General features: G+C 64.7%; 18 protein-coding genes, 2 tRNA genes and 1 pseudogene. 2 read left to right on the top strand and 19 right to left on the bottom strand.

Annotated elements, in window-relative coordinates; all coding sequences use genetic code 11:
- Window positions 1–208 precede the first annotated feature (208 nt).
- Both RAD15_RS05010 and RAD15_RS05005 read right to left on the bottom strand, forming a co-directional pair.
- Entirely contained in the window at window positions 209–928 is a 720-nt protein-coding gene (locus tag RAD15_RS05010) for a hypothetical protein (RefSeq protein WP_458174923.1), read from the bottom strand.
- A 319-nt stretch (window positions 929–1,247) separates the two neighbouring features.
- Window positions 1,248–1,556 (bottom strand): hypothetical protein, encoded by a 309-nt coding sequence (locus RAD15_RS05005; protein WP_458174921.1) that lies wholly within the window; start codon window positions 1,554–1,556, stop codon window positions 1,248–1,250.
- Between the two features lie 312 nt (window positions 1,557–1,868).
- Here RAD15_RS05005 and RAD15_RS05000 point away from each other — a divergent pair, with 312 nt between their 5' ends.
- A complete protein-coding gene (locus tag RAD15_RS05000; RefSeq protein WP_458174919.1) occupies window positions 1,869–2,129 on the top strand; it encodes a hypothetical protein in 261 nt (86 codons plus the stop codon).
- Here the strand turns inward: RAD15_RS05000 and RAD15_RS04995 are convergent.
- From RAD15_RS04995 to RAD15_RS04940, 12 genes and pseudogenes are all read right to left on the bottom strand, one after another.
- On the bottom strand, window positions 2,116–3,390 hold the full coding sequence (locus tag RAD15_RS04995) for a tyrosine-type recombinase/integrase (protein WP_458175045.1): 1,275 nt from the start codon (window positions 3,388–3,390) through the stop codon (window positions 2,116–2,118). The genes RAD15_RS05000 and RAD15_RS04995 overlap by 14 nt on opposite strands.
- Window positions 3,391–3,609: 219 nt before the next feature.
- A tRNA-Asn gene (locus tag RAD15_RS04990) sits at window positions 3,610–3,684 on the bottom strand.
- A gap of 134 nt (window positions 3,685–3,818) precedes the next feature.
- A complete protein-coding gene (locus tag RAD15_RS04985) occupies window positions 3,819–4,187 on the bottom strand; it encodes a hypothetical protein (protein ID WP_458174917.1) in 369 nt (122 codons plus the stop codon).
- A 213-nt stretch (window positions 4,188–4,400) separates the two neighbouring features.
- Complete coding sequence (locus RAD15_RS04980) at window positions 4,401–6,101, bottom strand: flotillin family protein (protein ID WP_458174915.1); 1,701 nt, start codon at window positions 6,099–6,101, stop codon at window positions 4,401–4,403.
- A 19-nt stretch (window positions 6,102–6,120) separates the two neighbouring features.
- Entirely contained in the window at window positions 6,121–6,783 is a 663-nt protein-coding gene (locus tag RAD15_RS04975) for an OB-fold-containig protein (RefSeq protein ID WP_458174913.1), read from the bottom strand.
- 10 nt (window positions 6,784–6,793) lie between these two features.
- Window positions 6,794–7,955 (bottom strand): annotated as a pseudogene (locus RAD15_RS04970) (PspA/IM30 family protein).
- A gap of 1,241 nt (window positions 7,956–9,196) precedes the next feature.
- A complete protein-coding gene (locus RAD15_RS04965; protein WP_458174911.1) occupies window positions 9,197–9,580 on the bottom strand; it encodes a RidA family protein in 384 nt (127 codons plus the stop codon).
- A 14-nt stretch (window positions 9,581–9,594) separates the two neighbouring features.
- The gene (locus RAD15_RS04960; RefSeq protein WP_458175043.1) at window positions 9,595–11,925 is read right to left on the bottom strand and encodes an acetamidase/formamidase family protein; all 2,331 of its coding nucleotides are present in this window, start codon (window positions 11,923–11,925) and stop codon (window positions 9,595–9,597) included.
- A 134-nt stretch (window positions 11,926–12,059) separates the two neighbouring features.
- Window positions 12,060–13,301 carry an acetamidase/formamidase family protein gene (locus RAD15_RS04955; RefSeq protein WP_458174909.1) on the bottom strand — a complete coding sequence of 414 codons (1,242 nt, stop codon included), beginning with the start codon at window positions 13,299–13,301 and terminating at the stop codon, window positions 12,060–12,062.
- A gap of 49 nt (window positions 13,302–13,350) precedes the next feature.
- Window positions 13,351–14,973: an amino acid ABC transporter permease/ATP-binding protein gene (locus RAD15_RS04950; protein WP_458174907.1), complete on the bottom strand. Its 1,623-nt coding sequence runs from the start codon at window positions 14,971–14,973 to the stop codon at window positions 13,351–13,353.
- The gene (locus RAD15_RS04945) at window positions 14,973–15,893 is read right to left on the bottom strand and encodes an ABC transporter substrate-binding protein (protein WP_458174905.1); all 921 of its coding nucleotides are present in this window, start codon (window positions 15,891–15,893) and stop codon (window positions 14,973–14,975) included. The genes RAD15_RS04950 and RAD15_RS04945 overlap by 1 nt, the downstream gene beginning before the upstream one ends.
- Window positions 15,894–16,325: 432 nt before the next feature.
- On the bottom strand, window positions 16,326–16,589 hold the full coding sequence (locus tag RAD15_RS04940) for a hypothetical protein (protein ID WP_458174903.1): 264 nt from the start codon (window positions 16,587–16,589) through the stop codon (window positions 16,326–16,328).
- Window positions 16,590–16,852: 263 nt separating this feature from the next.
- Here RAD15_RS04940 and RAD15_RS04935 point away from each other — a divergent pair, with 263 nt between their 5' ends.
- Entirely contained in the window at window positions 16,853–17,047 is a 195-nt protein-coding gene (locus tag RAD15_RS04935; RefSeq protein WP_458174901.1) for a hypothetical protein, read from the top strand.
- 87 nt (window positions 17,048–17,134) lie between these two features.
- Here the strand turns inward: RAD15_RS04935 and RAD15_RS04930 are convergent, their stop codons facing one another.
- From RAD15_RS04930 to RAD15_RS04910, 5 genes are all read right to left on the bottom strand, one after another.
- The gene (locus RAD15_RS04930) at window positions 17,135–17,281 is read right to left on the bottom strand and encodes a hypothetical protein (protein ID WP_212025596.1); all 147 of its coding nucleotides are present in this window, start codon (window positions 17,279–17,281) and stop codon (window positions 17,135–17,137) included.
- Window positions 17,282–17,482: 201 nt separating this feature from the next.
- Window positions 17,483–17,556, bottom strand: a tRNA-Cys gene (locus RAD15_RS04925).
- Between the two features lie 94 nt (window positions 17,557–17,650).
- Window positions 17,651–18,391: a tRNA-uridine aminocarboxypropyltransferase gene (locus RAD15_RS04920; protein WP_458174898.1), complete on the bottom strand. Its 741-nt coding sequence runs from the start codon at window positions 18,389–18,391 to the stop codon at window positions 17,651–17,653.
- 37 nt (window positions 18,392–18,428) lie between these two features.
- On the bottom strand, window positions 18,429–21,536 hold the full coding sequence (locus RAD15_RS04915; protein WP_458174896.1) for an efflux RND transporter permease subunit: 3,108 nt from the start codon (window positions 21,534–21,536) through the stop codon (window positions 18,429–18,431).
- Window positions 21,536–24,685 (bottom strand): efflux RND transporter permease subunit, encoded by a 3,150-nt coding sequence (locus RAD15_RS04910; protein ID WP_458174894.1) that lies wholly within the window; start codon window positions 24,683–24,685, stop codon window positions 21,536–21,538. Before RAD15_RS04910 ends, RAD15_RS04915 begins: the two co-directional genes overlap by 1 nt.
- Window positions 24,686–24,691 lie beyond the last annotated feature (6 nt).

The raw sequence follows: 24,691 nt of genomic DNA, 5'->3' as shown, positions 1-24,691 counted from the left end.
GATGCGGCGAGATCATGTGAGGCACCTCTCACCTTCATCGAGAGCGAACCGCCTGCGCTCTCACCATCGCGGTGTGACGGCCTCCGGACGCCTTGAGGGCGCCGGCTGCCATCACGCCGCTGCCACCGAGCAAGCCGATGATAAGGAAGAAAGGTTTTGGTGGTGGTGGTAGAGCCTCGCTGCGCTCGGACCTCGCTACGCTCGGTCATTAAGACGAGGCAGATGTGATTGCTGCCCTAGGTACTGGAGATATAGAGGTAGTGTGGGTTTTCCCCACTAGGACAGTAGTGGGGGTTTCCCCCACTGGAGATTTGGGTTTCCAGTGTGGGTTTCCCCCACTGGAACTGGGAAAAACCCCCACTGGCTTTCTGTTTTTGCGGATGCTCCAAGCATTGCCAGAAGCAATGCTTGGAGCATCCGCCGCAATGGCCTCCGATAGAGACATCAGGCGGTTTGGGTCTGGCTTGGTGACCGGCCGCGCTCTCGGCTTCTTGGGCTTCGCAACCGGCAGGCGCGCGGCCTGGGCGACTTGTTGGGCAGCAAACAGGTCCGGGAACCTCCTCCATTCATGGGTTGGGGGGCATTTTGCGTCCGTATACGTGAAGGTCAGCCGGAACTCGCTGGCCTCGTTGAACCCTCCTGCGCTGACCCGACCTTGTTTGGTCTTCTCGACAAAGCCGAGCGCGCAGACCTCTCGGATCGCGGGCGCGACGGCGTGCCGATCCATGCCGTGCTCGACAAACTGATCGATAGTGACGGGCAGCTTGCCGTTGTCTTTGCCGCCGTGGTTCGCCAGCTCGATGCAGATACGATCGATGACGCGGCGCGCTGACAGACTCAAAGTCTTCCATGCAGGGCTATTGATCATCTCGATTTGCAGCGCGACGAATTGCCCCTCGATGGTTTTGGCGCGAGTCCTCCTGCTCATCGGCCGATCCTCCGCAATGCCCATGAGCGAGACGCATCGCGGCCTGCCACGACACAGTTGCGCGATCCGCAGCGCGAGCAACGGAGCTTCGAGGTTTGATCAAGGAAGATGCGCGCGACGCCTGCATGGCCGCAGGCGCCACATGAGACATTCAGTCGAGTCGGCAATCGCCTGATTGCGGAGCTGGCGATCGTGATCTCGATTGACGCGGAATTGTTATCTTGCGCGGGCTGCGCCTGCGGCGCTATATCGGCAACTGCTTGTGATGCCGAAGAAGACCCGCGCGCTGCCGAGTTTGCCCTCGGCGGCGCGCATTTTTTCACGCGGTACTCTCCAAGGCTAGGAAGGAAGGATTGTGTCGCTCGGTCGAAATTGCCGCGCGACCACTCAGTGTGAGTGTGTAAATCACCGTGCGCCTGCAACCGGCGCCGATCTTGCGCCTCCGGACCATCCCGGCACGGACCAGGATGTTGGCGCTCCATGTCAGCGATGCCCGGTGCGGGATGCCGAGCGCGCCACGGACCTCCATCGCGGAGGCATGCCCACCGACGCGAGCGAGGTGATGCAGCACCGCGCGCCGCAGCGGGTTGATCAGGACTTCAGAAGCAGGAATCTGGTGACGGCCCATACGCAACTCCGGCCCGATTTGGGGACCGCGAATGGCACCTCGCCATAGGCGATCAATCGCCCTCTATCCGGAGATTCGATTTCTGGAAAGAGAAATCTTGGGCCACGAATCTCCAAAAACCCCTTAAATAGCAAGGTTTCCTGACGGTTCGCGATACGCCGTTACATTGTCGTTGCATCGCGTTGCGTAACATTGCGAGCAATGGCGATGATTCAAACTCGTGGTTTGCCTAAACCACTAAGCGCGGCCAGCAGAGTTCACTTGCGAACAGTTGGGGATATGATCGGAGGTGCCATATAGGGAGCATGTGTCATGGAAACGGACAAGCCCACGCCGGAACGTCTCGCCACGGTCAAAGAGGCGATGGTCTACGGTAAGCTCGGGCGCACAAGGCTTTATCAAAAGCTGAACGCCAACATCCTCCGCGCCTTCACGCGGGAGGGCCGCACGTTCGTCGATCTCGACAGTATCGATGAAATGAATCGGGCGCTGACGAAGCCGTGGACTCCGCGCTCGCAACAGCAGGCGGCCCTAGAGAAGGGCCGCCGTGGTCGTTCCGTTACGCGGCCTTGATGGCCACGACGTTGCTCGCCCGCAACTGGTCGATCTTGTCGGCCCAGAACTGCATCAGCTCCGCCCTCTCCTGCCAAAGATTGTCGCGGTCATAGATCGCGCGGGTGCTGTCGTCGACATGGTCAAGCTGCACTTCAATCAGCTCACGCTCGAAACGGCGGCGGCCGTCGATGCGTTCCTTATTCAGCAGGGTCGAGGCGGACGAGCGGAAGCCGTGAGCGCAGTGGATGCCAGCGTAGCCAAGGGCCATCAAACCCGTATTGAGTGTGTTCTCGCTGATCGTGCGCGACTTGCCGCGCCCCGGGAACAGGAAGCGACCATGGCCGGTGATCTTGTGCAGCTCCCGCAGCAGGGCGACGGCCTGCCGCGATAGCGGCACCTCGAAAGGCTCATCAACGCGCTTGTCGTTCTTCTTGCGCTCGGTGCGCTGTTTCAGCTCGACGAACGGGACGCTCCACTTGGCGCCGTCGAGATCGAAATGAGCCCATTGCGCTTCGCCCAGCTCGCCCGGACGCGGGAACATCAGCGCCAGCAGGCGCAAGGCGAAGCCGACGATGTTGTCATTGCGGCCTTCATAAAACTCAATCTTCCGCAGCAAGGTCCCGAAGGCCGTGGGATCGACGATCGCAGGCCGTTTCTCCCGGGTCTCGTTCGGGCTGGTGAAGGCGGCGGTGAAGTTGACGCCGACGAAAGGATTGATCTCGACGTAACTCCGCCCGACCGCAAAGCCCATGATCTCGACAGCGGTGCCTTGCAGACGGACCCGGGTCTCGTATTTGCCGGCCGTCTCGTACTTGGCGAGGAGTTCGGACAGGTGCCTGACGCGGAGATCACCGACCTGTTCATTCCCGAAGCCGATCTTCAGATACCGGACCATCCGCTCGCGGCGGTCGGCGGTCTTGTCGGCCGGGCTGGTCTTCTCCTTGAAGGTCCGCCACTCGTCCGCGACCTCTCCGAACGGCTTGGCCGCCCGCTGGACAGCCTCCTCAGCCCGCCGCATCGCGACCGGGTCTTGACCTTGCTGAACGAGCCCCATGGCCTCGATATGGAGTTCTCGTGCCCTCTGGAGGCTGATGGCCGGATAGCTGCCGAACGACATCAGCCGCTCTGCCCCATTCAGCCGGAACTTGTACCGCCAGAGCTTGGCCCCCTTGGTCGTGACCAGGAGAAACAGGCCGCCACCATCGGCCAGCTTCATGTCCTTCGATTCGGCCTTGGCGTTTAGGATGCCCCGATCGGAAAGCGCTTTCCGGAACTTCATTGAAACCCCCTTCGTTGGAATTGGGGGTATTCTGAGGGGTGATTTTGAGGGGGGCAAGGTCCCTACCCCCGCCGCTACCCCCAACGTTGCCGGACTGCGACGGACATCGCTGGAAGCCATAGGACAGAACAGAACAGCGAAAACCCCTGATTTTTCGAGGGTTTATCAACAGGGTTTGTTGGATTCTGGTGTGTTCTGAGAGGCTTGAAAACAGCCTGATGGCTCCCCGGGCTGGATTCGAACCAGCGACCATCCGATTAACAGTCGGATGCTCTACCGCTGAGCTACCGAGGAAAAGGGCGAACCAGTCGTTCGCGCGGGGCTGCGTATAACAAAGCCGCTTGCGCTTGCAAAGGACGAATTCGCGATCTTGCACAGTGGGTGGAGGAAGGGCCCGCGGGCCCTCCTCGGACTTAGGTCAGGTCGCGTTACTCGGCGACGAACGAGGTGGTCTTGCTGCCGGGGTCGTAGCGCAGCCGCAGCGCGGTCATCTTGCAGAGGTTGACGTTCTTCCAGAGCACGGCCTCGTCATAGTTCTGCCAGTCGACGCGGATGTTCCAGACGCATCCCTCGTCGTCCTCGTCGAACTCGACATAGGTGCTCGCCTGGTTCTGCAAAACCTTCTCGAGCTCGTTCTCCCATTCGTCCAGGCCATCGTCCGGCGCGTTGAAGCCCAGGAATTTGATGGCATAGCCGGTCTCGTTGACGACGGTCACGTTGCGGGCGTCAGCCGCGAACGACGGCGCGGCGGCGATCGAAAGGCCGATCGCGATCAGTCCGGACAGAAAATACTTCATGTGAAAATCCCTTCGATCGAAACAGGCTTGAAGCGCCTGACGTCGATCGGCGCAGGCGCCGCGGCAACAAATGGCGTTGCCTCAAGGAATCGCCCGGAGCGCGACCGACAGGTTCAACACGCCTCGATCAATGCGCCGGCTCGTTGCGCGACGCGAGACACGCAACGAGCCTGTTCTTATCGATTCGAATTCTCCGCAGCAATGAACGGGCATTCATAGATCGGCGGTGTTTGTTTTCTCCGGCGCGGGCGCCGGCACTGCGGCGCCGTTGCTCTTGCCCGTCACGGCGCCGACCAGGGCCTTCACGGGATCGTCGCCGGGAGCAAAGCCGCTCTGGCGCAGGATCTCGTCGATCATCGGACGCAGCGCGTGCACTTTCAGCAGCTCGCCGGCGAGCCCTTCGCCGAAGCCGACGCCGCCGCCCGCAGCCCCACTCCCGTTGCCGCCGAATGCGCCGCCGGTATGGAGAATACGGACGTCCTTCAAATTGGCGATCGGCTTCACCATCTCGGCCAGCGCCGAGGGCATGATTTCGATCCGCTTCTTGGCGATCTCGAAATCGATCACGTTGCTGCCGAGCTTGTTCTGCGCCTCGTTCTTCATGGTGATGACGGCAGCTTCCGCCTCACCGATGTTCCTGACGCCGACCGCCTTGATCTTGTTGGACTCGGCCTCAGCCGTGGCCAGCGTCTTGACGGCCTCGGCGCGGTCGAGCGACGCCTTCTTCTCGGCTTCGGCCGCGACGATGAGCTCGGTCGATTTGCGCTCGGCCTCGGTGCGCGCGGCAAGCACCTGGGTGAGACGGGCACGGTCGGCGATCTCGACGGCGCGCGCCGTCACGACCTTTTCCTCCGCGGAGACGGCGACCGCCTCGGCGGTCTTGGCCTCGGCGACGGCTTCCGAGGTCTGCTTGCTCTTGGACGCGATCTGGATCTCGTTCTCTTGCGTGGCGATCTGGATTTCGCGCTGGGCGTCGGTCTTGCGCTTGTTGATCGCCAGATCCGACTCGATGACCGCAGTTTCCTTGACCTGCTTGGCGCCCGCCTCCTTCTCGGCGACCGCCCTGTCGGTGTCGATGCGCGCGTTCTCCTCGGTCAGGCGTGCAGTCTGCGTCGCGGTCGCGACCTCGGCCCGGGTGCTCGCGGTCTTGTTGGCAATGTCGCGCTCCTGCGAGAGTTCGGCTTCCTTCTTGGTCCGCTCGATGGTCAGGGTCTGCTGGCGGGCCTCGAGGTCCTTCTGCGCGATAGCCACCTCGTTGTCGCGCACGATCGAATTGCGGTCCCGCCGGCGGGTCTCGGTGACGGTCTTGAGCTGGGTCAGGCCTTCCGCGTCGAAGAAGTTCTCCGGGTTGAAGAACTTGACGTCGGTCTGGTCGAGCTTGGTCAACGAGACCGATTCAAGCTCGAGTCCGTTTGATTTGACGTCGGACTCAACGGTAGCCTGCACGTGCTTGACGAAGTCCGAGCGCTTCTCCTGAAGCTCGAGGATACTCATGGTCGCCGCCACTGAACGCAGACCGTCGACGAATTTCGCCTCGACCTGGTTTCGCAGCGCTTCGGCATCGTTGGTCAATGCGCCCAGGGTCTGGCTCGCGAGCGCAATGCTCTCATCGTCGGGGCGGACGCGCACGTAGAATTCGGCGACGATGTCGACGCGCAGGCGGTCCTTGGTGATCAGGGATTCCCGCTCCTTGCGCTCGACGGTGAGCCGTAGCGTCTTCAGATTGACGCTGGCGTAGGAGTGGAAGATCGGCAGGATCATGGCGCCGCCGTCGAGCACGACCTTCTTGCCGCCGAGGCCGGTGCGGACGAAGGCCTCGTCGCGGGTGGCACGTTTATAGAGGATGGTGAAGACGATCCCGAGGACGACGATCAGCGCGACGCCGATCATGGCCGGGACTGCGATGTCGAACATGACTTTCTCCGATAATGACTTAGCTGCTGCTTAGAGTGGGCTTGGAGGGTTTGAGTTCATCGTCGGCCCTGACCGCCACGAAACGGGTGCCGTCGCGGTCGACCAGCAGGACCATAGTTCCCTGCGGCAGGGGCGATGATGACGGTGCGGCGACCGCCCAGACGAAATGGCGGTTGCCATGGATGTCGGCGACGCTGACGCGGCCCGGTGGCCCCTGATCGAGCGGACCGATCACGACCTCACCGACGCGGCCGACGAGATCGCCGAGGCCGACCGCGTAGCTTTCGTCCTTTGGAATGACCCGCGCGATGGCCCTGCTGGCGGTGCGGACCAACGGAACGGACACCGCGACCGCCCCGATCGAGGCGGCCGTCGCCGGCAAGGGACCGGCCACCATCCGCGCAATGTCCTGGATCAGGAAACCGGTGATGGAGAAGGCCCCGAGCAGCAGCAGCAGGAAGATCAGCAGCGGCACGCCGCCGACATTGATCCAGGAGATCGCGTTGATCACCCCATTGTCGCTGGGATGGCCGAAATCGATGTTGGTGCCGAGCATTTCGCTGAGGGAAGCCCCGACCAGCATCGAGACGATCTCGACGGAGCCCACGATGAGGATCATGGCCGCCGCGATCGCGAACGGCCTGACCTCCGGTGACATGACGTGTTCGAGCAGAGCGCTCATGGCACGGCACTCAGGAGCGCGACTTCAACCGCGCGAGCCTCGCCGCAATTTCCTTGTCGCGATGCAACGCGCTGAGTTCGTCGATGTCGCTTGAATACGGGATGCCCTGCGGTACGCCGGTGGCGCGCGCCACCGCCCTGCCCGCACGCAGCGCCTTCGCCGCCGCCGAGCTGCCGCCCTGTTTCCGGGGCGACGTGGAAGCCTGATGGCTCGCCGCCGCCTCGCTCTTGGCGAGATCGGCGCGGCGCTGCTCGGCATCCTGGAGTGCCGACAGCACCGCGCGCAGCGACGTCACGCATTGCTCGATCTTGTCGTTGTTCTCGTCGATGGCGCGGGAGAGCACCTCGAACTGTGCCTCCAGATCCATCTGCCGTGCGATGCCGGCGCGCGCGAGATCGTCGCGGCTATCTGCGATCGCACCTTCGATCTTCGGCGCGAGATCGGTCATCTCGCGTTCAATCTCGGTGCGGCGCGCGTTGAGGCGGTACTCCTCGGCACGTGCCGAGGCGAGCGCATCGCGCGCCTCGCTCTCGGCGCGCTCGATCTCGCGGATGGCCTGGCCGACCACCTTCAGCTTGTTCTTGCCCTCCGCCTGCTCGATCGCGTCATAGGCGATCCCGGCGATCAGGCGCCCGACCCGGGACAGGAAATTGTCGGGGGCGGCAGCGATGGTCCATGGCGTTCTCCTCCTCTGGCAGACTGTTCGGCGTGACGCCGTAGTGAACTTCGAAGCCGTCGTCGGTGCGGATGAGGTGCGCGGGCGCGCTTTGCCCCCAGCCCTCGGCATAGCCGGCGTAGTCGAAGGGCACGCTGAAGCGCCCTTGCACGGTCGCAATCGAAATGGTGGCCGGTCCCTTGATCTTGGCGAGCTTGTCGTCGAGCGGCAGCCGGCGCCCGGACGCTGCGCGATAATCAGCGCGGTCGCGCAGGCCCAGCGTCACCAGGCGCGAAGGCAGCGCGGTTGCCTTGCGGATCGGCTCATAGGCATGCGCATGCAGCAGGACCACGTTGGAACCGACGTTATGGCTCCGCGCGACCTCGTCGAGGATCTCCATCATGCGGTCATAGGCCTGGAATGTCGCCTCCAGCGCGGCCTTGGCGGCCGGGTCAGGGGCAAGCCTGTAACGCAGCGCAGATGGCGCGTTTCGGGGCGACGGGCTCATGGAAAGCACTAAAGCACCATTTTGGTGCTTTAGGAAGAGGAGGAGCGATCACGTTCCACTGATCCTTGTGCACGATACTGGTTAGTCGCTGTCGCCCGGGGCCGCGTTCAAGGCGGGCCATCACCTCTAGATCACCGCCGATCAAGTCTTCTTGCACGCGCGGGTTGCGGGTTGCATCGAAGCCAGAGCTGATGTCCCGGACGCGCTGCAGCGTTCTTACGCTGCTGCGCAGAGCCGGGACCCAGGAAGCCGCGTGGCTTGCTGCCGCATGGGCCCCGGCTCTGCAGCGCACCGCTGAATTGGACGATGCTGCGCATCGCCAGGGGAGCGCTGCGCTGCGTCCGGGGCACGAGAGGAGTGTGACGCGCGATTCTCTCCACACCGTCACTGCGAAGAGCTCTTGCGACGAAGCAATCCAGACTCTCCCCGTTGAGGGATTCTGGATTGCTTCGCTTCCGCCTTCGCTCTTCGAGCTTCGGCGGACGAGCCGCTCGCAATGACGGAGTGCGGGGCGCTCGATGCTCTTCACCAACTCTCACCTCGCGCCGTAGACACACCTCCGCATCCTCGCGGCTTGCTTCGCCCGAGCTTTGCATCGTCCCACCCTCCTTTGTCAGAGGGCGCAGGGAAGACCAGGTGCCGGCCGGGCACCCACGGTCCACTGTGCGAAAGTTGCGCTACAAAAAGCTGCACAGCGGCATACAGGTGAAGCCTAACATCCGGCCTTCCCTGCGCGGTGGTTTTACGGCTTATGCCGAGCTCTCCCCGGGGAGCGATGCACTATTGCCCCCGTCGCCCTGCGGATGGCTGATGCACGTGCCCGGTCGGGCCGCCGCATCACCGCAAGACTTGACGCACAGACCCCGGGCGTCAGGACGACACGGTTTTACCGTACGCAGACCTCACCGGTCGTGTGCGCGCGGCTGCCGCTCACGGTTTCCCGCCCTGCGATGCCCGTCGCGCCGATGTGGCCTGCGTCCACCACGGCTCACCCCGCGTTCGTGACGATCGCGATACGCCCCTCTGACTGGGATGAGGTGGCGGCAGAATGCGACAAAGCCGAATTTCTGTAAAGGCGAATATTTTGTTTGAACGGGATTGCCCCGCCGCTTGTGTGTTTTGCCCGACCGGCAACACAAGAACTCGTAACCCGGATGAGCGAACCGACATCCGGGGACTGTTCGATCCGGGGATTGTTCGTTCGCAAGGTCCCGGATGTCGCTTCGCTCATCCGGGCTACGAAACGGAACTCACGGCCGTCGGCAGACCAGATCGATCTCGATCAGCGCATCGTAAGCGAGTCCGGTGACACCGACGCAGGTGCGGGCCGGCAACCGGTCCGGTGCAAAGAACGTGCGATAGGTCTCGTTCATTGCCGCATAGTCTTCCTTGAAGCGCGTGAGATAGATCCGCATCATCACGACGTGCTCGAGGCCGAGATCGAGACCCGCCAGAACCAATTTCAGATTCTCCATCACCGCACGGGTCTGCGCGACGATGCCGTCGGGAAGTATTCCTGGTGCTTGCGGCGTATCCGGCATCTGGCCGGTGACGAAGACAAAGCCGTCGGTCTCGACGGCGTGACTGAAGGGCGCGACCGGCTTCGGTCCGCCACTGATCATGTGGAATTTCACCTGAGATGTCCTTGTTAGGTCGCGTCCTGAAACAGGCGCTTGCTGAGGATGGCGTGCACGCCCCAATTGCCGTCGACCACCTGCGTGACGCCGAAATCGACGGCGGCCGACATCAGCGCGATGGCCTCGTCCTCGCTGAGTCCTCTGGTGTTCATCAGGAAGCGCCGCATCTTGCGGAACGCATCCTTCATGGCGAGGTCGAGCGACGACTTTGCATAGACCTCGCTCTGCCCCTGCGCACCGAACTCCGCGAGATAGTTGGGATGGCTGAAGCCAGTCAGCACCCAGTCGGTCTCGGTCTCGATCAGGGGATACGAGAGATCGGCAAAGGGACGTCCGGCGAGATCGGCCTTCTTGTGCAGGATCACCTCGAACGTCCCGGTCATCGAACACTCGATCGCGGTGCCGCTCAATTCACCGTCGCCTTGTGTGGCATGGGAATCGCCGACCGACAGCAGCGCACCGGGCACCGAGACCGGAAGATAGATGGTTGCCCCCTTCCCCAGCCGCCAATTGTCGAGATTGCCGCCGAAATAGGACGGCGGCACGGAGTCGACGAAATCGACCTCGCGCGGCGCCACGGCGATCACGCCGAAATGCGGTCGCAGCGGAATGCGGATACCATCGAGCACGGCATGGCGTCGCTTGATCGTTGCAGGCGCGACGGGAACGCCGGGATAGTCGTAGGTGGTGTGCACGACGCCGAACGGATCGGTCTGCGGCTCCCAGCGGTAGGAATAGAGCGCGCGGGCATGCGGCGCGGCGGCATCGTCAAAGATCTCGTAGATGGTGACCACCTCGCGCGGCTTGGGGCCGCCGAGAAACTCGTTGTAGTGATAACCCCACCACGCCGCGACCGATGAGCCGAACACACGGCCCGCGTGGGCAGGATTGCGACTCGCGCGCGGCACGATGTCGAGGATACGCACCTCCAGCACGTCGCCGGGCTGGGCATCCTTCACCGCCACGGGGCCCGTGCAGATGTGGACGCCAAATCCCTCGCCGGCTCCGCGGCCGAACACGCTGGCATCCATCGGACCGGCGCCACGGCGGTCGACATTCTTCTTGTCCCGCGTCCAGCCGAACACGCTCTCGGCGCCGGCATCGCCTGCGATCATCATCTCTGGGGCGTCGGAGGCGTGCTGCGTCAGCGTCTCGATGGTGATGGTGTCGCCCGAGGCGATCTCGATCTGCGGCGGCAGCGACCGGCTGAAATAGCCCCAATGGATACGGCTCGCCTCGACCGGGAGATGATGATGCCTGCGCTCCGTCGTCGTCCGCTCTTCGGCGCCGGCACGAGCGACGCGGCTGCGTGCCTCCACGCTCGGATGCGCGCGAAGCTGCGCCAGGGCCTCCTGCGGCCAGCCGCGCTGGCCGGCGACGCCGTGCTGCAAGGTCGCCCGCTCCGCCTCCTGCTGGCGAAACTCGCGCGGCGGCAGGCCGAAGCGGTGACGGAAGGCGCGGCTGAAATGCGCGGAATCGCCAAAGCCATAGGCGTAGGCGATCTCCGAGATCGAACGATGCGCTTCAGTCGGGTTGGACAGGTCGGCCCAAGCGCGCTGCAACCTGCGCTCGCGTACGTAATGGGTAAAGTTGTCGCCGACCGTCTCGAACAGCTTTTGCAAGTACCGTTCGGAAATCCCCTCGGTCTGCGCGACGCGCGCCGGCACCAGATCGGGATCGTCGAGCCGGCGCTCGATGGTCTGGCAGATCCGGTGCAGGAGCGCAGCCTGCGTCGCACTCGATCCGGCATCCGATGTCGAGGCCGCCAGTCGATGCGCGAGTGTCAGGAGGAGATCGACGAGAGACTGCGCCACCGCATTCCATTCGGCGTCGCTCAACGTGTCGAACGTGCGCGCCGTCGCATCGAGCAGGCGCGAGAACACGTCGGCAAAACCGCTGGGTGTCACGACGCAGGGCTCGCCGAGCCGCGGCCGGCCCGAGAGGCGTCCGTGCAACGCCTCCGACGTGACCGAGAGCACGATCGCGCGCATATCGCGCTGGAACACGATGCTCCAGTCGCCGCTGCGCGGCAGCAGCACGAGATGGCCGACGGGAACGATGCGGTGGCCGCCGGCGCTTTTCAGCACCATGCCGTCCTCGACCGGCATCAGCGCGATCGGAAGGTCTTCGTTCGCCTGCGCGAGCGGCCCGACACTCTGCGCGCCGGCGGCCATGCGCGTCAGTGCGACACCTGCGGCATGGCGATGCGACGCCGTTGCGTGGCCGTCGAAGAAGCTGTGGCCACCCGCCGGTCGCAGGCCGACCGCAGCCAGCACATCCCGCCAGGCTTCGGGGCGGTCGTCTTGCGCGTAGGACTCGCTCGTGAACGGACGGAAGCTCATCGGATCGACCCAGATTGCGCTCGATCGAAGCAACCTCTGTGCCAGACGTACGCGATCGTCCGTCGCCGTGACGGGCCGCAAATGCCGTTCGTCCTTCACGCGCTCATCCCGAATATGAGATGCACTTCAATGCATTAGTCGCAGCGGAAGATGTTCTTGCGGATCGTGCCGTGGACGCCCCAATTGGCGTCGACCACCTGGGTGACGCCGAAATCGGCACCGACCGACAGCAGCGAGATCGCCTCGTCCTCGCTGAGGCCGTGCACCGTCATCAGGAACCGGCGGAGTTTTCGGAACGCATCGCGCATCGCACGGTCGAGACTGCTGTGATTGGCAATCTCGGTTTGTGCATCGGCGCCGAGCGCGGCGAGATAGTTCGGATAGGTGAAGCCGTAGAACGACCAGGCCTGGTCGGTCTCCAGCATGGGATGGTCGAGACCTTCGAGATTGGTGCCGGCGAGGTCAGCCTTCTTGTGCAGGATGAATTCGAAATCGCCGGTGAGCGAGGTCTCGATCGCGGTGCCACCGAGCTCGCTGTCGCCCTGGGCTGCATGGGGATCGCCGACCGAGAAATAGGCGCCGGGGACCGCGACCGGATAGAACATGCGTGCGCCCCTGCCGATGCGCCAGTCGTCGATATTGCCGCCGGTGTAGCTCGGCGGAATCGAGCTGACGAAGTCGGCTTCCGACGGCGCGAGGCCCATGGTGCCAAAATGCAGCCGCGCCGGCACCTTCACGCTGGAAAGGATATTCTCGCGCTTCCTGATGGTGGCGTGATCGACGCGGACACCGGGGTAGTCGATGGTCGGATGCACGATGCCGTCAGGATCGGTCTGCGGCGTCCAGACGTAATTGTAGACGGCCTTCGCATAGGGCTCGCCCGAGGTGTCGAGCTCGAAGATGGTGACGACCTCACGCGGCTTCGGCTCCTCGATCAGATCATGATAGTGAAAGCCCCAGTTGGCGGCGACGTTCGAGCCGAAGCAACGGCCGGCGTGGCAGGCGCTGCAACTCGGCCGCGGCCGGACGTCGAGGATGCGCACCTCCAGGATATCGCCGGGCTCGGCGCCTTCGATCGCGACCGGACCTGTGAGGAGATGCACGCCGATCCCCTCGCCTGCGCCGCGGATGAACGGGCCTTCGACCGGGCCTGAGCCGCGCCGCGCCACCGCCTTGTGCTCGCGCGTCCACTGGAACACGCTCTCCGCGCCGGGATCGCCCTGGATCATGCGCTCGTAATCGTCGTTGGCGTGATGGGTCAGCGTCTCGATGGTGGCGCGATCCCCGGAGCGCAGCGTCAGGGCCGGCGTGACGGTCTTGGAGAAATAGCCCCAGTGGACGGTCTTCGGCGAAACCGGCAGCGTAAAATGCTTCATGAGGTGGCCTCTTCAGGGAACGCGGTCGTGAACCTTGTGGGAGCAGCGCTCATCGCACCGCCTCCGGAGTCTTGTCGGCTTCCATCACGCTGAGGAAACGCGCCGTCAGCGGATTGCGGGGATTGGAGAGCACCTCGTGCGCGGGCCCCTCCTCGATGATCGCGCCGCCGCTCAGGAAAGCGACGCGGTCGGCGACCTCGTCAGCGAAGCGGATCTGGTGCGTCGAGATGATCATGGTGAGGCCGTCGTCGATGGCGAGGCGGCGGATGACCTCCAGCACCTCGTTGACGAGCTCGGGATCGAGCGCCGAGGTCGGCTCGTCCAGCAGCAGCACGCTCGGGTTCGGCGCCAACGCGCGGGCGATGGCGACGCGCTGCTGCTGACCGCCGGACAGATGCCGCGGCAGCGCATCAGCGCGATGCGAGAGACCGACGCGGTCGAGCAGCTCGGCCGCGCGACGGTCGGCGTCGATACGTGTCATGCCGTGGACCCAGCGCAAGGGGCCGGCGATGTTCTCCTTCGCCGACAGATGGGCGAACAGATTGAACTGCTGGAACACCATGCCGACGCCGACCGTCGCCCGCTCGTTGGCGATCGCCCGCGGTGACAGCAATTTGCCGTCGTCGTCGAAGCCGAGACGGCGGCCGCCGACGCGCACGGTGCCAGCATCCCAGCTTTCGAGATGGTTGATGCAGCGGAGCAACGTGCTCTTGCCGGAGCCGCTGGGACCCAGCAGCGCCACCACCTCGCCGACGCGCACCGTGAGATCGAGGCCGCCGAGCACTTTTTGCGCGCCGTAACTCTTGGTGAGGTCCTTGGTCTCGACCGCGATGTTGTTGCGCGCAATCGTCGCCGCACGGCGGACGCGCTCCTCGCGGGTCAGTGCCAGTGGCGGCGTGTCCGCGGGCTCGGCCTGCACGGGCTCGGGATCGGCGGCCGACGTGTCCGCCAATTCGAGCTTGGTCGTGAGGTCGACGCGGCGCCACGGCAGGTAATCGGCGAGCTTGCACTGGCGTCCTTTCGCGCGGTCGAGATCGAGCAGCCACTCGACGAACAGCTGGATGACGCTGATCGTCGCGGTCAGCACGAGATAGAGCAGGCCCGAGGCAAAGAAGATCGAGAAGAAGTCGAAGGTCGAGGACGCCAACTGGGTCGAACGCAAGGTCAGTTCCTGGACCGCGACGACGGAGGCGAGCGAGGAGTTCTTCAGCGCGCTGACGGCCTCGTTGCCAAACGCCGGGATCATGGTGCGGATCGCCTGCGGCGCAATCACCCGCCACATCAGGATCCGGGGCGTCATGCCGAGGGCCTGGCCTGCGGTCACCTGCCCGCGATCGACGCCGAGCACGCCGGCGCGCAGCATCTCGGCGATGAACGGCGCCTCGTTGCAGGCGAGCGCGAGACCGGCCGCCAGCACCGCCGGCAGCTTGATGCCGATATGCGGCAGCGCGTCGTAGGCGAACACCATCTGAAGGATCAGCGGCGTGCCGCGGAAGATCACGGTATAGGCCCTGGCGATCGCCGCCAGGAGCCAGAAGCGCGAGAGCTGCATGCCGGCGAGGATCAATCCGAGGATCAATCCGCCGCCGAGCCCGAGGGCAGTCACCTCGAGGGTGAGCTCGATGCCCTCGAGCAGATACGGCATGCTCAGGTAATGGAGGAACAGCGACATCAGTCAGCCGTCAGAATGTCCGGTTCCTTGAAGTTGTTCACATCGAGCCCATGCTTTTTCAGAAGCTCCATGTGCGTGCCGGCCTTCTGCACCTCGATCAGCGCGGCGAGCACGGCGTCGCGGAATTTCGGCTTGTCCTTGGGGACGGCGATGCCGACCGAATACGGGATCGTCACCGCGATCGCCTTCTCCAGCTTGTCCGGATAGGCCTTCACCGCACTGTCGACCGTGTTGACGTCGTTGACATAGGTGTCGGCGCGTCCGGCGAGGATCGCCTGGATGCAGTTGGCGTTGTTGTCATAGAGCTGGATGGTCGGCTCGGCCTTGCCGGCCTTCTTGCATTCCGGGATCAGGGCCTGGATCAGGGGCACCTCGACATAGCCGGTGTTCTCGGCGGCAGCCGCGCCGCACATCGAGATGTTGATGCCGTTGATGCCCTTCGGATTGCCCTTGGCCACCAGCACGCCGTCGAACACCTTCGAATAGGTGATGAAGTCTGCCGCCTTGGCGCGCTCCTTGGTGGCGTAGATATCGGAGATGACAATGTCGGCTTGTCCCGCCGCGAGCGTGGTCAGGAGGGCTGCGAACGTCACCGGCTTGTAGGTCAGCTTGAAGCCGAGGCATTCGCCGATGGCTTCGCCGAGGTCGATGTCGAAGCCGATATATTTGCTGGGATCCTTAGGGTCGATCGTCTCATAGCCCGGCGTGTGCGGGTTGATGGCGTTGACGAGGGTCTTGCCCTTCCAGTCCGGATATTTCTCCTGGAGCGCGGCACAGGCCGCGGGCGCGGCTGCCCGTGCGCCCACCGGCGCGGCGGCGACGAGGCCGAATGCAACGGCGGCGCCGAGCGCGGCCTTGCGCCACGGTGACGATGCGCGCGCCGTTCCCCGCCGCGCTTGGGGCAATACCCATCTGTCCATGTGCTGCTCCTTCGAATTGGCATGGCCATGGCCATGTTGCTGAACTCGAAGGTCAGCCTAGGTGCAGAGCGCACGGGAAAGCTTGTCCGCGGGCGTACAAAAAATTGGATGGAGGCGGCCCGCGATTTGGGCAAGCGGCTGCACAAAAACTGTTCGCACGCATGAAAGCGCTACCAGTGCGGGATTCCGAATTCGGGACAACCAAATCGTCCTGAAGGACGCAGCAATCAGTGCGATTTCAGAATCATCTAGTCAGGCTGTTTGACGGAGATATGACGCCTGCTGACGGAGATACGGCGCCGGGCGAACGGATCTGAGGTCGATATCCACAGCACTCCACAGGCTGTCCGCAGCATATCCACAGGCTGACTATGCCGGATTCGCGAGACCGCACGAGCCACTTGCTGCGCACAAACTCACAGAGCTGGCATGTCAGCCGCCGGCCTGATCGAACACGGTGCGGCAAGCCTCGCTCAAGCTTGAGCGGTTGCGGCGCAGGCATGCGGTGATGGCGCGGACGTTGGGGATTTCGCCGGCGCAGAGCCGGTAGACGTCGGGGGTGCAGGCCCGCCGCTGCTCCGGCGTTCCCTGCTGGGCGTGGGCGGCGGAAGCAAACAACGTCAGGAACAATCCGAGCGTCGAGGCGCGACACGCCCGGCTTTTCACGCCCGCAAACCGCAAGAACCTCGTCTTCATGACCAGTCTCCCGTTCTGCCCTGCCCGCCCCCGGCCTTCGCTGGCCGGTGTCGTACGAGGGGTTACGAGAAATAAACCGCCGAGAATGTGATCTCCTTCACACTGGGGACGGCCGGGCGGACCATAGGGTTTCGCGGGGATTTTTTACAAATCGCTAACCACTCGGGACCTGATCGCCGGATCGTTAAAATGCGAACGATCGGCTCAATCGGGTAACAAACCGGCTTTGCGACATTGCGCCATCCGCGTTCTGCGAGGGTGTGATGAGCGAAGCCGAATTCAACTTGCTGCTGGATGCCGTCCGGGACGCCATGATCAACGAAGATTTTGCGCCTGCGCCGGAGGAGGAATTCGTGCCCCGCTCGTGGTCGTACGCCGCAACGCCCAAAGCCGCCAATGACAATGAGGGCGCCTGGCCCCTCCTGCCGTTCCCGGACGGCTGGTACGCGGCCTGCTGAGAGGCTTCTCCCACCCGCGAACCCAAGCGCCCGCGCCTCGCGGGCGTTTTGCTGAAGGCCTTGTGCCGAAAGTCGGCGCGGCCGCGATCAGGTCTTGACGCGATCCTCGCCGTCCTGCGGCGCCCGGTCGGGCGCGGCCGGCGGAAAGATGCTGTCATAGATCGCGCGGGCCTCACGGATGAGGCGAGCCCGCTCCAGCTCGGATTTCGGAACAAATCGGACGATGTCGCCCACGTGCTCTCCAGCGCTCGGGTGATGGGAAATGCATGACTTCGCAGATGCGAACTCTATGCCAGCGGGCTGAATCGCAGGTTTCCGAAGGCCCCCGGGCAAACCCCGTGACAGCGCCCCGCCGCGACGTGGCAGCGGCGCGCGCGCAGCATCGGCGGAAGCTGCGGAGATGTCGATTTTTGCTGAAGGATCAGGGGTTTATGATGGAGGCCACGACCAGAATTGAACTGGTGTACACGGTTTTGCAGACCGTTGCGTAACCACTCCGCCACGTGGCCCCATGAGGGCGGACCAATATAGGGGATCAATGGCTTAGGCAACCGCCTTCGTCCGACTTTGGCGGCGCCGGCCTCGTCCCGATGCGGGCCGAAGTCAGGCTTGCTTGCGCCGCCGGAAATCGCGGCGGCGGCCCTTCGGCGCGGGCTTGGGCGCCAGTTCCGGCATCTCGGCCTGGACCTCGCGGTAGCGCGCCAGCATCCGCTCGAAGCTCGCATTCAGCGCCTCGGCGATGTCGGGACGCTTCTCGAGGCCGGCCAGGATCGCCGCGGCCGCCTCGAGAGTCGACAGCCCGTCCTTGCGCGGCTCCTTGCGCAGGCGGCCATAGCGGGAGGGGTGCGCGGGGTTGAGGATGACGCGCTGGCATTTCAGCATCCAGGGATTGCGCCACCACAGCGCCTTGGCCTGGCTCCAGGTGCCGTCGAGCAGCACCACGCCTTCGAGCTTGCCGAGGCGCGTGCGCTGGTTGTCCGCGACCTCGCCCTTGCGGTTGAGCGCCACGATCTCGCCCTCGGCCTCGAGATCGGCGGCGCGGGCCGAGCCGAGATAGAGCACGGCCCAGTGCGAGGCGTTCTCGACGTGATGGCCCAGCGCCTTGGACAGGCTCGGCCAGGACAGGCCGACCCGCAGCGTGGCGTCTTCGAAATGCTTCGCCAGCAGCCGCGCGGTGCCGAGCGCCCTGTCCTGCTCCTGCGGATGCTGGAGGATCAGCAGCGAGAGCCGGTTTTCAATAGGCGTGACGCTGTCGCAGATGCACAGCGGCATCGGCTTCTGGCAATGCGGGCACTCGGGGATCGGATCGGCCGGCGCGGCGGCCGTATCTGGCGGGTTCGACATGGGCGCCGCTATACCCTCGAAGCGGCGCCTCAACAACCTATTCCGCCGGGGCGGCCAGCGGGCGCGGCTCGGAGCGGCGGCGCAGGCGGTCGATCAGCAGGTAGATCACGGGCGTGGTGTAGAGCGTCAGGATCTGCGAGACGAACAGGCCGCCGATGATGGTGATGCCGAGCGGACGGCGAAGCTCCGTGCCGGGGCCTGTTGCGATAACGAGCGGAATACCCGCGAACAGCGCCGCCATGGTGGTCATCAGGATGGGACGGAAGCGCGCCTGGCAGGCCTCGAAGATCGCCTCCGCCGAGGACAGCCCGCGCTGGCGTTCGGCATCGAGCGCGAAGTCCACCATCATGATGCCGTTCTTCTTGACGATGCCGATCAACAGGATGATGCCGACGAAGGCGATCACCGTCAGCGGCGTATTGGTGACCTGTAGAGCAAGCAGCGCGCCGAGGCCGGCCGAGGGCAGTGTCGAGATGATCGTGAGCGGATGGGCGAGGCTCTCATAGAGCACCCCTAACACGATATACATCGCCACCAGCGCGCCGAGGATCAAGAGCGGCTGGCGGCCGCTGGTCCTGGCGAAATCGCCGGCATTGCCGTCGAAGCTGCCGCGGATGCCTTCGGGCATGTGCAGCTCCTCGACCGCGCGCTGGATGTTCTGCGTCGCGGCCTGGAGCGGCACATCGGGCAAGAGGTTGAACGACACCGTGGTCGAGGGGAACGACTGCGAGTGATAGACCGCGAGCGCGGCAAGGCCGCGCGTCGCGCGCACCACGGCCGACAGCGGCACCTGCACGTCGCCCGCGCCGGCGACATAGATGCGATCGAGGTTGGACGGATCGACCTGGAATTTCGGGTCGATCTCCAGCACGGTCATGTACTGGTTGCGCTGGGTGTAGATGATCGAGATCTGCCGCTGCGAGAACGCGTTGTTCAGCGCGTTGTCGATGTCCTGGACATTGACGCCGAGCGCCGAGGCCTTCCGGCGATCGATGCTGAGTGTCAGCTGGAGCCCGCCGGGATCGCGGTCGCTGGAGATGTCGGTGATGCCCTCGACGCTCTCCATGCGCTTGGCCACGATCGGCGCCCATTGCTGCAGCAGGCCGAGATCGGTCGCGGAGAGCGTGTACTGGTAATCGGAATCGCTCTGCCGTCCGCCGGCACGCACGTCCTGCGCGGCGAACATGAAGAGGCGAATGCCGGGCACGGGGTACAGAGCGCGCCTGAGGCGGTCGATGACGAGTTGCGTCGAGACGTGGTCGCGCTCCTCCGGCGGCTTCAGGCTGATGAACATGGTGCCGCGGTTCGAGGTCGCTGCCCCCGGGCCCCCGCCTCCACTGCCGACGGTCGACCCGATGCCGGCCACGGCAGGATCCTGCATCACGATGTCGGCGAGCCGCTGCTGGAGGCCGAGCATGGACTGGAACGAGATGTCGGCCGAGGCGCGCGTCGCCCCGATGACGAAGCCGGAATCGTCGGTCGGGAAATAGCCCTTGGGGACCTTGATGTAGAGCGTCACCGTCAGCGCGATGGTGGCGAAGAACACCATCAGCGTCAGTAGCGGATATTCCAGAACGGTCCGTAAGGTCCGGGCGTAGAAGGCGACGATGCGCGACAGCGAGCCTTCGATCATGCGATCGAACAGCGTCGCGGTGCCGGAGGTGGTCTGCCGGATGTAGTGGGCGCAGATCATCGGCGTCACCGTGAGCGACACCAGCGTCGAAACCAGGATCGCGAAGGTCAGCGTCAGCGAGAATTCGCGGAGCAGCCGGCCGACGATGCCGTCCATGAAGATCAGCGGCGTGAAGGCGGCGATCAGCGACAGGCTGATCGAAACGACCGTGAATCCGATCTGCCTCGCGCCCTCCAGCGCCGCCTGCATCGGCCGCATGCCGTGCTCGAGATTGCGGTACATGTTCTCGATCATGACGATGGCGTCGTCGACCACGAAGCCTACGGAGATCGCGAGCGCCATCAGCGACAGATTGTCGATGGAGAAGCCCGCGACCCACATCCCGGCACAGGTGCCGGCGAGCGCCAGCGGCACCGAGATGCCCGCGGCAATCGTCGGCGTGAGGCGGCGCAGGAACACGAACACGACGACCATCACCAGGATGGCGGTCGCCAGCAGCGTCCACTGCATGTCCAGCACACTGGCGCGGATGGTGCTGGTGCGATCGACCAGGGTGGAGATATCGACGCCCGCGGGGATCCACTGCTTCAGGTCGGGGATCAGCGCCTTGACCCTGTCCACGGTGTCGATGACGTTGGCGTCGCCCTGCTTGGTGATCTGGATCAGCACCGCCGGCTGCTTGTTGAACCAGGCAATCGAGCGGGCATTGCGGACGGAGTCCTCGATATCGGCGACGTCGGACAGCCGCACGAAATTGCCGTTGGAACTCTTGATGACGATGTCGCGGAACTCTTTCGCGGTCCGCATCTGCTTGTTCAGCGACAGCGTCTCGCTCTGGCGCTCGCCGTTGAAGATGCCGACCGGACCGAGCGGATTGGCGTTGATGATCGCGGTCCTGACGTCGTCGGTGGCGATGCCGGCGTTCGAGAGTGCGACGGGGTTGAGCTGGATCCGCACCGCCGGCTGGTCGGCGCCGCTCACGGTCACATCGCCGACACCGGGCACCTGCGAGATGCGCTGTGCCAGAACGGTATCGGCCACGTCGTAGATGGCGCTCGCGGACAATGTCTTCGAGGTCAGCGCCAGCACGAAGACGGGCGCACCGGCCGAGTTGGCCTTGCGGAATTTCGGCAGCGTCGGCAGGTCGCTTGGCAGGTCGACCAGCGATGCGTTGATCGCCGCCTGGACGTCGCGCGCGGCCTTGTCGATGTTGCGGCCGATGTCGAACTGAAGCTGGATGTTGGTCGTGCCGAGCGAACTCGTCGAGGTGATCTGGTTGATGCCGGATATCTCGCCGAGCCGCCGCTCCAGCGGCGAGGCCACCGTCGCCGCCATCACGGACGGGTCGGCGCCGGGCCGGCTGGCCGAGACGAAAATGGCGGGAAAGTCGACGTTCGGGACCGAGGCCACGGGCAGGAACTCGTAGGCCACGACGCCCAGCAGGAACAGTCCGATCGACAGCAGCGTGGTCGCAACCGGACGCCGAATGAAGGGCTCCGAGATCGACACCATCACTGCATCCCCTCGGTCGCGCCGGCGACGGGCGGGCCGCCGGACTCGGCCGGCGGCAGCGCCTGCTCGAGGCGGCGATTGATGCGATCCAGCGCGAGGTAGATCACAGGCGTGGTGTAGAGCGTGAGCAGCTGGCTCAGCAGCAGGCCGCCGATGATGGAGATGCCGAGCGGGAAGCGCAGCTCGGCGCCCGTGCCGCTCTCGATCGCCAGCGGCAGCGCGCCGAACAGCGCCGCCAGCGTCGTCATCATGATGGGACGGAAGCGCAGGAGACACGCCTGCACGATCGCCTCGTTCGGCGACATCCCCTGCCCGCGCTCGGCCTCGAGCGCGAAGTCGATCATCATGATCGCGTTCTTCTTGACGATGCCCATCAGCAGAATGATGCCGATCAGGCCGATCACCGAGAGGTCCTGCCCGCACAGCAGCAGTGCCAGGATTGCGCCGACGCCGGCCGAAGGCAGCGTCGAGAGGATGGTGATCGGGTGGATGTAGCTCTCGTAGAGCACGCCGAGCACGATGTAGATCGTGATCACGGCGGCGAGCAGCAGCCATGGCTGTCCCGCGAGCGCCTTGGCGAATTCGGCGGCGTCACCCGCATAGACGCCGACGATGCTGTTGGGCATCTCGATGCGGGTCTCGATCGCTTTCACGGCTTCGACGGCGTCGCCGAGGGCCGCACCCGGCGCGAGGTTGAAGCTGAGCGACACGGAGGGGAATTGCGCCTGGTGCGAGATCGCGAGCGGTGCCGTGGTGCGTTTCAAGGTCGCCACCGCCGACAACGGCACCTGGGCGTTGGGCGCTCCCGCGACGCTGCTCGCAGCGCCCGGCAGGTAGAGCTTCGACAGGATCGAGGGATCGCGCTGGTACATCGGCAGCGCCTCCAGCACGACGCGGTACTGGTTGGCCTGGCCGTAGATGGTCGAGATCTGGCGCTGCGCGAAGGCGTCGTTCAACGTGTCGGTAATGCCCTGGAGGCTGACGCCGAGCTGGCCGGCCCGCGTGCGATCCACATCAAGCTGTGCCCGCAGGCCACCTTCCTGCGCCTCCGAGGAGACGTCGCGGAACAGCGGATCGCGCCGCATCTCCGCAACCAGCTTGCGCGCCCATTCCGACACCAGCGCCGCATCGGTGCCGGTCAGCGTGTACTGGTATTGCGAGCGGCTCGACTGGGTCGAGATCTGCACGTCCTGCACCGGCTGGAAATAGACGGTCATGCCGGGGATGCCCGACACCCTCTCCTTCAGCCGCGTCACGACCACGCTGACATCGTCACGCCGCTCGCCGCGCGGCTTCAGCGTCATGACGAGGCGCCCGACATTGGTGGTCGGGTTGACCGAGCCTGCGCCGATCACCGAGACCACCCCGACCACGTCAGGATCGGCCTTGATGGCGTCGGCCGCCTCGGCCTGCCGCTTCTGCATCTCCGCGAACGAGACGTCGGGCCCGGCTTCGGTCACCGCCGTGATCGAGGCAGTGTCCTGGAGCGGCAGGAAGCCTTTCGGCGCGACGACGTAGAGAACGAGCGTCGCGACCAGCGTCGCGAAAGTCACGACCAGCGTGGCGCGCTGGCGTTCCAGCACCCACAGCAGCGTCCGGTGATAGGCCTCGACGGTGCGGTCGATGAAGCGGCTGATGGCCGCCAGGCCCGGCACCGCCAGCTCTTCATGGGCGTGCCTCAGAAGCCGCGAGCACATCATCGGCGTCAGCGTCAGCGAGACCACGGCCGAGGTCACGACCGCAATCGTCAGCGTCAGCGCGAATTCGCGGAACATGCGCCCGACGAGGCCCGACATGAACAGCAACGGGATGAAGACCGCGATCAGCGATACCGTCAGCGAGATCACGGTGAATCCGATTTCGCTGGCGCCCTTCAGCGAGGCCTCCATCGGCCCGTCGCCGTTCTCCATGTGACGGACGATGTTCTCGATCATGACGATGGCGTCGTCGACGACGAAGCCGGTGCCGATCGTCAGTGCCATCAGCGACAGATTGTCGAGGCTGAAGCCGGCGAAATACATGATGCCGAAGCTCGTGATCAGCGACAGCGGCAGCGCCACGCCAGCGATGAGCGTGGCCCGCAGCGAGCGCAGGAACAGCAGCACCACCAGCGTCACCAGCACGACGCTGAGGATCAGCGTGAACTGCACGTCGCGCACCGAGGCACGGATGGTGACGGTGCGGTCGGAGACGATGGTGAGGTTCACGCCGGCCGGAATGGCGCGCTGGACCTTCGGGATTTCGGCGCGGATCTGGCTGACGACGTCGATGACATTGGCGCCGGGCTGGCGCTGGATGTCGATGATGACGGCCGGTGTGCCCTGGTACCAGCCGCCGGTGCGGTCGTTCTCGAGGCCGTCGACGATCTGCGCGACGTCGGCGATGGTGACGGGCGAGCCGTTGCGGTAGGCGATGATAACAGGCTTGTAGGCGTCGGCCGCGGCGATCTGGTCGTTGGCGGCGATGATGTAGGATTGCTGCGCGCCATCGAGCGAACCCTTCGGTCCGGAGACGTTGGCATTGGCGATCGCGGTGCGCAAATCTTCCATGGCGATGCCATAGGCGGCGAGCCGCGCGAGATCGGCCTGGATGCGCACGGCCGGCTTCAGCCCTCCGAGCACGGAGACGCGCCCCACCCCGGATATCTGGCTCAACCGCTGCGCCAAAATGGTGTCGGCGATGTCGCTCATCGCGCGCATCGAGATGGTGTCGGAGCGCAGCGCCAGGGTCATCACCGGCGCGTCCGCCGGGTTCACCTTGGCGTAGGTCGGGGGATAAGGCAGCGTCTTGGGCAGCACGCCAGCCGCCGCGTTGATCGCGGCCTGCACGTCCTGGGTGGCGCCGTCGATGTCGCGGTTGAGATCGAACTGGAGCGAGATCTGGCTGACGCCGAACGAGCTCGTCGAGTTCATCGCCGACAGCGACGGGATCTGGCCGAGCTGCCGCTCCAGCGGCGCGGTGATCAGCGAGGCGATCACGTCGGGGCTCGCGCCGGGCAGCTGCGTCGTCACCTGCACGGTCGGGAAGTCGACCTGCGGCAGCGCCGAGACCGGCAGCGCGAAATAGCCCAGCAGTCCGCCGATCAGGAGCGCGATGCCGAGCAGCGAGGTCGCGATCGGCCGTCGGATGAAGGGTTCGGAGACACCCATGGAATC

The sequence above is a fragment of the Bradyrhizobium sp. 14AA genome (assembly GCF_054185205.1).
Note: the sequence above shows the minus strand (reverse complement) of the source record. Positions and strands in the feature narration are given on the sequence as shown.